Below are 12,391 nucleotides of genomic sequence, written 5' to 3' on the forward strand. Positions count from 1 at the left end.
TAAAATAAAAATCAGATAAAATGAAGTACATTCATCGTTATTTTTTATTTATGAATTTATGTCATCTCACTAATGACGGATTTCAGTATAAAGCTTGGAGCTATCTCTAAGTAAATACGTTTTTCTTATATATTACACTATTTTACATTTTTCTATTTTTATCATTGTTTATTAGACAAGAATATAAATTTATTTATCAAAAAAATGAAATAAGTCATAACGGAATCATCTTAATCTTTTTTATAAATGATTTATGCTTAATGTTCACTTAATTAATGGCGCATTATTTTTAACAAATTCGTGATATTTGTTCGTTCTGTGGTTTCCTTTTGTTAACTCTATGCAGACTATTAGAAACACTTCTAATTCTTTGGTAAATAATCAATAAATTCACTTGCACCTCTCTCTATATTTTGTCAGGTTAGTGTGAAGTCTCTCACTATTCCTACAGACAAAGACAGGGTAATTACAATGAAAAATGTTGGTTTTGTGGGCTGGCGTGGTATGGTCGGCTCCGTTTTAATGCAAAGAATGGTTGAAGAACGTGATTTTGATGGGATAAACCCTGTTTTCTTCACCACTTCTCAATTAGGTGAAGCAGCACCTGCTTATGGCAATCATCGTAGTACACTGCAAGATGCTTATGATATTGATACGCTCGCCTCACTCGATATCATTATCAGTTGCCAAGGGGGTGATTACACCCATGATATTTATCCCAAATTACGTCAAGCGGGTTGGCAAGGTTATTGGATTGATGCGGCATCTGCACTACGCATGAATGATGATGCGGTGATTATTCTTGATCCCGTTAATGGTCAACATATCCAAGATAGCCTCAATAAAGGTATTAAAACCTTTGTGGGGGGGAATTGCACCGTAAGCTTAATGTTGATGTCTTTGGGCGGACTTTTTGCTAACGATTTAGTTGAATGGGCTAGTGTCTCCACTTACCAAGCCGCATCCGGCGCCGGTGCGCGTTATATGCGTGAATTATTGTCACAAATGGGTGCATTACATAACCAAGTGGTTAAAGAGCTAGAAAATCCAGCTTCGGCAATTTTAGATATTGAGCGCAAAGTCACTAACTTTACTCGCAGTGGTACTATGCCGACAGAGCAATTTGGTGTTCCACTGGCTGGTAGCTTAATTCCTTGGATTGATAAACAATTGGAAAATGGCCAGAGCCGTGAAGAGTGGAAAGGCCAAGCTGAAACCAACAAGATCTTAAACACCGGTTCAAATATCATTCCTGTGGATGGTCTTTGTGTTCGTATAGGTGCATTACGTTGTCATAGCCAAGCATTCACCTTAAAACTGAAAAAAGATTTACCGGTTAACGAAATTGAGCAATTGCTTGCCCAACATAATGATTGGGTAAAAGTAGTGCCAAACGATCGTGAATTAACAATGCGCGAATTAACCCCAGCAGCCGTAACGGGCACATTAAGTACCCCTGTAGGACGTATTCGCAAACTGAATATGGGACCTGAATTTATTTCTGCCTTTACAGTGGGTGATCAGTTGTTATGGGGTGCCGCAGAGCCACTTCGTCGTATGCTGAAGATCTTAGCTTAAAACACAACGAATATTATAGATATAATAAACCCGCTAACCTATTGAATTAGCGGGTTTTGTTTGACTCAAGAAAACGTTATTAGATATCGATATTTTCTGCTTTTAGTGCATTTTCTTCGATAAAAGCACGACGAGGTTCAACAGCATCACCCATTAAGGTTGTGAATAACTCATCGGTCGCAATCGCATCTTTCACAGTGACTTGCATCATACGACGTGTATCTGGGTTCATGGTGGTTTCCCATAATTGTTCTGGGTTCATTTCACCAAGACCTTTATAACGCTGTACAGCAAGACCACGACGTGATTCTTTGGTTAACCATTCTAGGGCTTCTTCAAAGCTTGAAATCGCCTGACGACGTTCTCCACGCTCAATATAGGCCCCTTCTTCAATCAGGTTACCAATAATATCGCCCAAATTAGTAATACGTTGATATTCACTACTATGAATAAAATCGTAATCCAATTTATAGTCTGTATCGATACCGTAAGTACGAATGCGTAATACTGGCTCAAATAAACGATTTTCTTCGTTTTGTGTGATGGTATAGCTGTAAGTACTGCTTTGCTCTTCCGCGTTATTTAAACGGTTCACCAAGCCACTCATCCACTCTTCCACTTTCGCTTTATCAGAGAGATCATCTTCTGTCAGCGTTGAGTGATAGACCAAGCTATTTAACATACTCAGTGGATAGAGACGCTCCATACGACGAATAATTTTATGCGCAGCATGATAGTCGACAACCAGTTTTTCTAATTGTGCACCATGCATAGCAGGGGCATGTTCACTGACGTAAAGCGCTGCACCATCAAGCGCAATAGACATCAGATATTCATCCATCGCATCATCATCTTTAATGTATTGCTCTTGTTTCCCTTTTTTCACTTTATAGAGAGGTGGCTGAGCAATAAAGATATGACCACGTTCGATAATTTCTGGCATTTGACGATAGAAGAACGTCAGTAATAATGTACGAATGTGAGAACCATCAACGTCCGCATCCGTCATGATAATAATGCTGTGATAACGCAGTTTATCTGGGTTATATTCATCACGGCCAATACCACAACCCAATGCCGTGATAAGCGTTGCCACTTCTTGAGATGCCAGCATCTTATCAAAACGCGCTTTTTCAACGTTTAAGATCTTACCTTTTAACGGTAAAATGGCTTGCGTTTTACGGTTACGCCCTTGTTTTGCCGAGCCACCCGCAGAGTCCCCTTCCACTAAGTAGAGTTCAGAAAAAGCAGGATCACGCTCAGAGCAGTCCGCCAATTTACCCGGTAAACCACCTAAATCGAGTGCGCCTTTACGACGCGTCATCTCACGTGCTTTACGCGCAGCTTCACGGGCACGAGCAGCATCAATAATTTTACCGACAACAATTTTTGCGTCAGTCGGATTTTCTAATAGATATTCCACCAGCTTCTCATTCATCAGCGTTTCTACCGCTGTTTTAACTTCAGAAGAAACCAGTTTATCTTTCGTTTGTGATGAGAATTTCGGATCAGGTACTTTAACAGAAATAACCGCAATCAGGCCTTCACGAGCATCATCACCCGTTGCACTGATTTTCGATTTCTTATTAAAGCCTTCTTTATCCATATAGTTGTTTAGCGTACGAGTCATCGCGGTACGGAAACCAACTAAGTGAGTACCACCATCACGTTGTGGAATATTATTGGTAAAGCAATAAACGTTTTCTTGGAAACCATCATTCCACAGCATCGCCACTTCAACACCAATGCCATCTTTCTCTGTAGAAAAATAGAATACATTTTGGTGAATAGGCGTTTTATTACGGCTTAAGTATTCAACGAATGCTTTGATACCACCTTCATAGTGGAAATGATCTTCGCGGTTATCACGTTTATCAATTAAACGAATAGAGACTCCTGAGTTTAAGAAGGAGAGCTCACGCAGACGTTTCGCTAAAATATCATATTGGAATTCAGTCTCACCTTTAAAGGTATCAAGACTTGGCCAGAAACGAACAAAGGTTCCTGACTTATCTGTTTCACCAATCACTTTTAAGCGATCGTCAGGTACACCTGAACGGTAAATTTGTTGATGAATTTTACCATCACGATGGATAGTCAGTTCAAGTTTTTCAGACAACGCATTAACAACGGAAACCCCTACACCATGCAGCCCACCAGAGACTTTATAGGAGTTATCATCGAATTTACCACCCGCATGCAGAACCGTCATAATCACTTCTGCTGCAGAAACGCCCTCTTCTTCATGAATACCCGTTGGAATACCACGGCCATCATCGCGAACAGAGACTGAGTTATCTGAATGGATAGTGACAATAATCTCATCACAGTAACCCGCGAGGGCTTCGTCGATAGCGTTGTCGACCACCTCGAAGACCATGTGATGCAGACCGGTTCCATCATCTGTATCCCCGATATACATCCCCGGGCGCTTACGCACCGCATCCAGCCCTTTTAATACTTTGATACTTGAGGAGTCATATGTATTCGACATCAACGTTTCTCGCTTTATTCCTATGGTTTAACCTCTATTTTGCCATGTTCTACGCTAAATAGCCTGCTATTTACATCTAGCATATCTTTAACTTGCCCAGAAGTGATTGCACTGACAAACACTTGAGCTTGCGTAGACTTTAAACGCTCGGCTAACAACTGGCGCCGATTTGCGTCTAATTCAGAAGCAAAATCATCGAGCAGATACAGGCATCTTTGCCCATTCTTACGAGTGAAATATTCACCTTGTGCCAGCCTTAATGCACACATTAACAACTTAAGCTGACCCCGTGACAACATATCTTCTACCGGAGTGCCGTTAGCACGAATACGTAAATCCGCTTTATGAGCACCTAACGAGGTATATGATAACACTTTGTCACGTTCAAATTGACGTTCTAGCAACTGTGCATAATCGGTTTCTTTATCCCATCCTCGTTGAAAACTGACTTTCAAGGTAAATTCAGGGAGAAATAATTGGCACGTTTCTTCAATATCTTTGGCGATATCTTCTGTATATTCAGCTCGCCATTGGCTTATCTGTTCTGTCAGTAAGATAAGCTCTTTATCCCAAGGTAAGAGTTGTCGATAAGACGACGCTTGCCTGAGTGCTGCATTACGCTGTTTTAAGACGCGTTTTAAATCTGACCATGCAGCAAAAAATCGAGGCTCATTATGAAAACAACCCCAATCGATAAAAGCACGACGATATTTAGGCCCACCATTAAGTAATGTGAACCCCTCAGGGGTGATTAATTGCATCGGTAATAACTTCGCTAACTCTGCAATTTTATGCCCATCGCTACCATCAATACGTACCGTACTGTTACCCTCGCGATCTTTACTTAAACCAATCGAGTAACCGCGACTTTCTTCATCAAGGCCACTTAAACGCCCATGTAAAATAAACGCATTTTCATCATGCTGGATCACTCGATTCGCTTGGGCACTACGAAATGCCCGTCCATGGCCTAATGTGTAAATCGCTTCAAGTATACTGGTTTTCCCACTCCCGTTTGGTCCTACAAGAAAATTAAAACCATCCGCTAATGGCAAATCAGCCTGTTCAATATTTCTAAAATGGCGGATCAATAAACGGGATAAAATCATATTAATCGTGATTACAAGCGCATCGGCATAACAACATAAGCTGCGGCTGCACTTGCCACATTCTCAACCTGTACACTTGAAACAGCATCAGTCAGTAATAATTTTACCTCTTCACACTTGAGTGTGTTTAACACATCAAGAAGGTAGCTCACATTAAAACCGATCTCCATCTCTTCCCCCTGATACTGAACATCAACAATTTCTTCTGCCTCTTCTTGTTCAGGGTTGTTAGCGGTAATTTTTAATTGTCCATTAGTGAGGTTAATACGCACCCCACGGAATTTTTCATTCGATAAAATCGCCGCACGAGAGAACGCTTGTTTGAGGATATCACAACCTGCGATAACTGTTTTAGTCGGATTTTTCGGTAATACGCGGCGATAGTCAGGGAAACGACCATCAACCAGTTTCGAGGTAAAAATAAAGTCGCCTACATGAGCGCGTAAATTATTACTGCCAATTTGTAACTGTAATAAACTCTCACCACTGCCATCAAGTAAACGCATCAGTTCAATAACACCTTTACGTGGCACAATAACAGAATGTCCGGGTAAAGATTGTCCAATATCCATGGCACAGACCGCTAAACGGTGACCATCAGTAGCAACCGTGCGCAATTCCGTGTTTTCCGTTTCAAATAACATACCGTTGAGGTAGTAACGCACATCTTGATGCGCCATTGAAAACTGTGTGGATTCAATCAAACGTTTTAGAGTGGCTTGTGGCAAAGTAAATTCAACCTCACTTTGCCAATCGTCTAAATTCGGGAAATCAGACGCAGGGAGTGTCGATAAAGAAAAACGACTTCTTCCTGAACGAACGAGTAAGCGATCACCGTCTAATTCTACGCTGATTTCTGCTCCCTCAGGTAATCCGCGCCAAATATCAAAAAACTTACGCGCAGGAACAGTCGTTGCACCGATTTCATGAGATTGGCTAAGACTCACTCTTGCCATCATCTCCATCTCAAGGTCTGTACCTGTTAGCGATAAGGTATTCTCCGTCACCTTAAGCAACAGGTTGCCTAAAATAGGTAAAGTTGGGCGACCGCCTAAAGGGCCGCTGACTTGTTGCAGCGGCTTTAGCAGCTGTTCTCGTTCAATGATAAATTTCATAGCGCTAGGATGATAATGTTCTGATTAAGTTAGAAAAATCTTCTTTGATATCGTGACTTTCTTCACGCAGTTGCTCTATTTTTCGGCAAGCATGCAGTACCGTAGTATGGTCACGACCACCAAAGGCATCCCCGATTTCAGGCAAGCTGTGGTTTGTTAATTCCTTTGCCAGCGCCATTGCCATTTGCCTCGGACGGGCAACCGATCGGGATCGTCGCTTCGACAACAAATCCGCTACCTTAATTTTATAATATTCTGCTACAGTTTTCTGAATATTATCGATAGTAACGAGTTTCTCTTGTAATGCGAGTAAATCACGTAATGCTTCACGCACAAAGTCGATGGTAATAGCTCGACCGGTAAAATTTGCGTTAGCTATTACTCGGTTTAATGCACCTTCTAGCTCACGGACGTTAGAGCGGAGTCGTTTAGCAATAAAAAACGCCACTTCATCAGGTAACTGGATTTGATTTTCGTCCGCTTTTTTCATCAAAATCGCCACACGCGTTTCTAATTCTGGTGGTTCAATGGCTACAGTCAATCCCCAACCAAAGCGCGATTTTAATCGATCCTCTACCCCGTTAATCTCTTTAGGATAACGGTCTGAGGTTAAAATAATTTGCTGATTTCCCTCTAACAAAGCGTTAAAGGTATGAAAAAACTCTTCTTGTGAACGCTCTTTATTGGCAAAAAATTGAATATCATCAATTAATAGCGCGTCTACAGAGCGATAGTAGCGTTTAAAATCTTCAATAGCATTATTTTGTAACGCCTTTACCATATCTTGCACGAAACGTTCCGAATGCATATAAACAACTTTAGCATTGGCTTTACGTTCCATAATACTGTTGCCCACCGCATGCAATAGATGCGTTTTACCCAGACCCGTTCCCCCATATAAAAACAGTGGGTTATAAGCTCCTCCAGGATTATCAGCAACTTGTCTTGCGGCAGCTCTAGCAAGTTGGTTCGATTTACCTTCAACGAAATTATCAAATTTATGTTTAGGATTAACATTAGAACGATAATTAAGTTCAGGTAACTGGGATTGCGGTTGATTATCCCAGCTAGGACGCACAGGCTGGCTGTTAGTCGGTGTGGAATTAACCGCGGGATGTGTCACGGTTTTGGGAACACTCTCGGTGGTACGTGCTGATACAGGTTTATTCCCCACTTCAAAACGCAACGAAGGGACATCAGAACCACAAAAGTCGACTAATAACGCATTAATATTATTAATGTACTTTTCTCTTACCCAATCTAACACAAAACGATTAGGTGCATACAGTGCCAGCGTGTTATCGCTTAGTTCTGCCTGCAAGGGACGTATCCACATACTAAATTCAGTGGCAGGTAACTCATCCTGCAATCGGGCAAGACAATGCTGCCAAAGCGAAAGTGACACGGCGGACTCCCCTCAAAAACAAGACTAAAAAATAAACAGGAAAAATGTGATTAAACACTTAGGTACACAACACCGTTCCTCTTCAATTCTTAATAAGGAACAACTTTGATGACCACGATTTTTACATCGTGCTTCACGATCGCAGACTGGTTGTTCTGATCGTGACGGGGGATCATATCGCAAAATGAAACGAAGATCCTCTTTCTTTTACACAGTTTTTATGGTTTTTATCCACAGGCTTACCTATTTGTGATAATTCTCCGAAATAAATAGGTAAGGGAGTTCTAGTGTACTTGAGTCACCCTATAAATAGCAATTGGGGATAACTTTCTGTAAGTAAATTTCTGCTCTTCTTATAAAGGATGATCAATTATCTGCATGATGATCCACCAAAGATCCTTGCGCTTTCACCCTGAGTCCGTATAATCTTGCACCCTGCGTGCTTGTACCAACAATTCGCCCTTTATCTTCCCTTTTTAGGGTGTCGATAAGAGCGAGCGTTGCGCATAAGTAAGGATTGATAATCGGGTTTGCTAAAAAAGACGACAAAAATCGGTACTTAAAACGTCATCTTCATTGACGCATTTGAGTGATTTTATTACAATCCCGCATCTTTCCATCATTGATGCTGCGATTGAAGTACTGGTTTGTTTATTTATTGCACTCCTGTCTGTCAACGCATTTGCTGAATCAGTAATAATATAAAGTAGGTAGAAATCGCTATGAAACGCACTTTTCAACCGTCTGTACTGAAGCGCAACCGTAACCACGGCTTCCGCGCTCGTATGGCCACTAAAAATGGTCGTCAGGTTCTGGCTCGCCGTCGTGCGAAAGGCCGCGCTCGTCTGACCGTTTCTTCGAAATAATAAAAGCTAACCATTCCGTGGTTAAGCTCGCTTTTCCAAGGGAGTTACGTTTGTTAACTCCCAAGCATTTCAATTTTGTTTTCCAGCAGCCACAGCGTGCGAGTTCACCAGAAGTTACAATTTTGGGTCGCCAGAATGAGCTGGGGCATCCCCGCATCGGTCTAACTATCGCAAAGAAAAACGTTAAACGTGCTCATGAGCGTAATCGGATTAAACGATTAGCCCGTGAATACTTTCGTTTACATCAGCATCAATTACCTGCTATGGATTTTGTGGTATTAGTAAGGAAGGGGGTAGCTGAACTTGATAACCACCAATTGACGGAAGTGTTGGGTAAATTATGGCGTCGTCATTGTCGCTTGGCTCAAAAATCCTGATCTTGCTGATTAGGGGCTATCAACTGGGGATTAGTCCTCTGTTGGGGCCTCGTTGTCGTTTCAATCCTACGTGCTCTCATTATGGTATTGAGGCATTGCGCAGGTTTGGAATGATAAAAGGTAGTTGGTTAACAGTGAAACGCATATTAAAATGCCACCCTTTACACGAAGGTGGTGATGATCCTGTCCCACCTAGAAAAAACGACGATAACAGAGAAAATTAACGATGGATTCGCAACGCAATCTTCTATTCATCGCTTTACTGTTCGTTTCTTTCCTGATCTGGCAGCAGTGGGAGGGTGATAAAGTATCACAAAACACCACCACTACTACTCAGGTCTCGCAACAAGCGGACATGCCAAGCAGTGATAGTCTTGCTGTGACTGGTAACAGCAATGAGCAGGCAAAATTGATTACCGTAAAAACTGACGTACTTGATCTTCGTATCAATACTCAGGGCGGTACTATCGATGAGGCTGATTTGTTAGCCTATCCCGCCGAGCTTAATTCAAAAACCCCTTTCCGTTTACTGGAAACTACACCTCAATTCCTGTATCAGGCTCAAAGTGGCTTAATTGGCCCTGATGGTCCAGATCAGAAATCTCGCCCTGTCTACAGTGCCACACAACAAGAATTTATCTTAGGTGAAAACCAAGATGAATTACGTGTGCCTATGACTTTTGTGAATGAAGAAGGCGTGAAATTCGTCAAAACCTTTATTCTGAAAAAAGGTCAGTATGACATTGGTATTGAATACAAAGTTGAGAACCCAACAGATAAAACACTGACAATGAACTTTTATGGTCAGTTAAAACAATCTGTTAAGTTACCAGAACACCGTGATACTGGAAGTAGCAACTTTGCGCTACATACCTATCGTGGTGCGGCTTATTCATCAGATGAAACCAACTATAAAAAATATAGCTTTGGTGATATCGAAGATAAAAACCTTTCTATCACAACCAACAATGGTTGGATTGCGATGTTACAACAATACTTCGCAACCGCGTGGATCCCAGCTAAAGATAGTCAGAATAACAACTTCTACTCTATCACTTTAGATAATAAATCTATCGCACTGATTGGTTATAAATCAGCACCTATTACTGTTGCACCGAATAGCACACAGGATATCACTTCAACATTATGGGTCGGGCCTGAGATCCAGTCTGAAATGTCTGCAATCGCACCACATTTAGACCTATCTGTTGACTATGGTTGGTTATGGTTTATCTCTCAGCCACTGTTTAAGCTGCTGAAATTCCTGCACAGCTTTATCGGTAACTGGGGTTTCTCCATCATCATGATCACCTTTATCGTTCGTGGTATTATGTATCCACTCACGAAAGCGCAATACACCTCTATGGCGAAAATGCGTTTACTGCAACCAAAACTGGCGGCACTTCGTGAGCGTATTGGTGATGATAAACAACGTATGAGCCAAGAAATGATGGCATTATACAAACAAGAGAAAGTTAATCCTCTTGGTGGTTGTTTACCGCTGATTATCCAGATGCCAATCTTCCTTGCCTTATACTATATGTTAATGGGCTCGGTTGAATTACGTCATGCACCATTTATATTATGGATCCAAGACTTATCAGCACAAGATCCGTACTATATCCTGCCATTATTAATGGGTGTGACGATGTTCATCATTCAGAAACTGTCACCAACAGCAGTCACTGATCCGATGCAACAAAAAATTATGACCTTTATGCCGGTTGTATTTACTGTATTCTTCCTGTGGTTCCCATCAGGTCTGGTTCTGTACTATATCGTCAGTAACCTAGTAACCATTATCCAGCAGCAGTTAATCTACCGCGGTCTGGAAAAACGTGGGCTACATAGTAGAGACAAAAAATAAGGTCACATCAGGAAAAACCTCTTCTTTGGTTACATTCAAAGAAAAGTGACATAAAATAGTGAAGGCGGTCTAATAGGCCGCCTTCTGTTTTTTTATTTTTATACGATTAATGATTATTCTGATTAAGCGAGTTCACCATGCATAGCACTGATACTATCGTCGCTCAGGCCACACCTCCTGGAAGAGGCGGTGTTGGTATCCTACGCGTTTCTGGCCCTAAAGCGGCTGTTGTGGCACAAACTATTTTAGGCAAAGTACCTAAGCCACGTTATGCCGACTATCTTCCTTTTCGCAATGAAGATAACTCAGTGCTTGATCAGGGTATCGCCCTTTTCTTCCCTAATCCTAACTCTTTTACGGGTGAAGATGTTTTAGAACTACAAGGCCATGGTGGCCCAATTATTCTCGACTTACTCTTAAAGCGTATTCTACAAATTCCCGGTATCCGTATTGCTAAGCCCGGTGAGTTCTCAGAGCGAGCCTTCTTAAACGATAAACTCGATTTAGCGCAAGCTGAAGCGATTGCCGATTTAATTGATGCCAGTTCAGAGCAAGCGGCACGCTCTGCGATTAACTCTTTACAAGGTGCTTTCTCCTCTCATATTAATGAGATGGTCGAGTCCTTAACCAATTTGCGTATCTATGTTGAAGCGGCTATTGATTTCCCTGATGAAGAGATAGACTTTCTTTCTGACGGGGTGATTGAGGGCAAACTCAATACGGTTATCAGTCAATTAGACGATGTTCGTGCGCAAGCGCGCCAAGGCAGCCTATTACGTGAAGGAATGAAAGTCGTCATTGCCGGGCGCCCTAATGCCGGTAAATCAAGCTTATTAAATGCATTAGCGGGAAGAGAAGCGGCCATTGTCACCGATATAGCGGGTACGACACGAGATGTATTACGCGAACATATCCATATTGATGGTATGCCATTACATATTATCGATACAGCAGGTTTACGTGAAGCCAGTGACGAAGTAGAACGTATTGGTATCGAGCGTGCATGGCAAGAGATTGAGCAAGCAGATAGAGTCCTCTTTATGGTTGATAGTACCACCACCGAGGCGACGACACCGGAAGAGATCTGGCCTGAGTTTATGGCTCGTTTACCTAGCACACTGCCGGTCACCGTTATTCGCAACAAATCAGATTTAACGGGTGAACCTGCCGAGATCACCTCGCAAGGTGACTATCCGATGATCCGTTTATCTGCCCGTGATGGAATGGGCATTGAATTACTACGCTCACACCTTAAAGAAGCCATGGGCTTTAACAGCAATACTGAAGGGGGCTTCTTAGCGCGCCGTCGTCATTTACAAGCATTAAACACAGCCGCTGAACACCTACAACAAGGCTATCAGCAATTGGTTTATGCCAAGTCAGGTGAGCTATTAGCAGAAGAGTTAAGACTTGCTCAACAAGCATTAAGCGAAATTACTGGTGAATTTACATCGGATGATTTATTAGGGCGAATTTTCTCTAGTTTCTGTATTGGGAAGTAACGACCAAACTTTACCTGCTATAGCGTGTAAATATTACTTTACCGGTTATAGCAGGTAATTATAACTCTACACGCTATA

General features: G+C 41.8%; 10 protein-coding genes. 6 read left to right on the forward strand and 4 right to left on the reverse strand.

Annotated elements, in window-relative coordinates:
- The first annotated feature begins 471 nt into the window (after positions 1–471).
- Positions 472–1,578, forward strand: coding sequence for an aspartate-semialdehyde dehydrogenase (gene asd / locus HMPREF0693_RS15535; RefSeq protein WP_036932487.1), 1,107 nt, complete (start codon positions 472–474; stop codon positions 1,576–1,578).
- Positions 1,579–1,657: 79 nt separating this feature from the next.
- On the opposite strand, the gene gyrB is transcribed toward asd, so the two are convergent.
- The 4 genes from gyrB to dnaA are packed head-to-tail and all read right to left on the reverse strand — an operon-like array spanning position 1,658 to position 7,701.
- Entirely contained in the window at positions 1,658–4,072 is a 2,415-nt protein-coding gene (gene gyrB, locus HMPREF0693_RS15540) for a DNA topoisomerase (ATP-hydrolyzing) subunit B (RefSeq protein ID WP_004246504.1), read from the reverse strand.
- Positions 4,073–4,092: 20 nt separating this feature from the next.
- Complete coding sequence (gene recF, locus HMPREF0693_RS15545) at positions 4,093–5,181, reverse strand: DNA replication/repair protein RecF (protein ID WP_004246505.1); 1,089 nt, start codon at positions 5,179–5,181, stop codon at positions 4,093–4,095.
- An 11-nt stretch (positions 5,182–5,192) separates the two neighbouring features.
- Positions 5,193–6,296 carry a DNA polymerase III subunit beta gene (gene dnaN / locus HMPREF0693_RS15550; RefSeq protein WP_004246506.1) on the reverse strand — a complete coding sequence of 368 codons (1,104 nt, stop codon included), beginning with the start codon at positions 6,294–6,296 and terminating at the stop codon, positions 5,193–5,195.
- Positions 6,297–6,300: 4 nt separating this feature from the next.
- Positions 6,301–7,701, reverse strand: a complete 1,401-nt coding sequence (gene dnaA, locus HMPREF0693_RS15555) for a chromosomal replication initiator protein DnaA (RefSeq protein WP_004246507.1) — start codon at positions 7,699–7,701, stop codon at positions 6,301–6,303.
- 722 nt (positions 7,702–8,423) lie between these two features.
- On the opposite strand from dnaA, the gene rpmH reads away from it, so the two are divergent.
- From rpmH to mnmE, 5 genes are all read left to right on the forward strand, one after another.
- Complete coding sequence (rpmH, locus tag HMPREF0693_RS15560) at positions 8,424–8,567, forward strand: 50S ribosomal protein L34 (RefSeq protein ID WP_004246509.1); 144 nt, start codon at positions 8,424–8,426, stop codon at positions 8,565–8,567.
- Between the two features lie 17 nt (positions 8,568–8,584).
- Positions 8,585–8,944, forward strand: a complete 360-nt coding sequence (gene rnpA / locus HMPREF0693_RS15565; protein ID WP_004246510.1) for a ribonuclease P protein component — start codon at positions 8,585–8,587, stop codon at positions 8,942–8,944.
- Positions 8,908–9,168 carry a membrane protein insertion efficiency factor YidD gene (gene yidD, locus HMPREF0693_RS18675; protein ID WP_012368639.1) on the forward strand — a complete coding sequence of 87 codons (261 nt, stop codon included), beginning with the start codon at positions 8,908–8,910 and terminating at the stop codon, positions 9,166–9,168. The genes rnpA and yidD overlap by 37 nt, the downstream gene beginning before the upstream one ends.
- Before the next feature lie 2 nt (positions 9,169–9,170).
- The gene (gene yidC, locus HMPREF0693_RS15570; RefSeq protein ID WP_004246512.1) at positions 9,171–10,811 is read left to right on the forward strand and encodes a membrane protein insertase YidC; all 1,641 of its coding nucleotides are present in this window, start codon (positions 9,171–9,173) and stop codon (positions 10,809–10,811) included.
- Positions 10,812–10,948: 137 nt separating this feature from the next.
- Positions 10,949–12,313 carry a tRNA uridine-5-carboxymethylaminomethyl(34) synthesis GTPase MnmE gene (gene mnmE / locus HMPREF0693_RS15575; protein ID WP_004246513.1) on the forward strand — a complete coding sequence of 455 codons (1,365 nt, stop codon included), beginning with the start codon at positions 10,949–10,951 and terminating at the stop codon, positions 12,311–12,313.
- The last annotated feature ends 78 nt before the right edge of the window (positions 12,314–12,391 follow it).

Origin of the sequence: Proteus mirabilis ATCC 29906, assembly GCF_000160755.1 — a bacterium.
Taxonomy (GTDB): domain Bacteria; phylum Pseudomonadota; class Gammaproteobacteria; order Enterobacterales; family Enterobacteriaceae; genus Proteus; species Proteus mirabilis.

Excerpts from the sequence above, each read along its gene's own strand:
- recF (WP_004246505.1), bottom strand. The coding sequence starts at position 5,181 with ATGATTTTATCCCGTTTATTGATCCGCCATTTTAGAAATATTGAACAG.
- dnaN (WP_004246506.1), bottom strand. The coding sequence starts at position 6,296 with ATGAAATTTATCATTGAACGAGAACAGCTGCTAAAGCCGCTGCAACAA.
- gyrB (WP_004246504.1), bottom strand. The coding sequence starts at position 4,072 with ATGTCGAATACATATGACTCCTCAAGTATCAAAGTATTAAAAGGGCTG.
- asd (WP_036932487.1), top strand. The coding sequence starts at position 472 with ATGAAAAATGTTGGTTTTGTGGGCTGGCGTGGTATGGTCGGCTCCGTT.
- yidC (WP_004246512.1), top strand. The coding sequence starts at position 9,171 with ATGGATTCGCAACGCAATCTTCTATTCATCGCTTTACTGTTCGTTTCT.
- mnmE (WP_004246513.1), top strand. The coding sequence starts at position 10,949 with ATGCATAGCACTGATACTATCGTCGCTCAGGCCACACCTCCTGGAAGA.
- rpmH (WP_004246509.1), top strand. The coding sequence starts at position 8,424 with ATGAAACGCACTTTTCAACCGTCTGTACTGAAGCGCAACCGTAACCAC.
- yidD (WP_012368639.1), top strand. The coding sequence starts at position 8,908 with ATGGCGTCGTCATTGTCGCTTGGCTCAAAAATCCTGATCTTGCTGATT.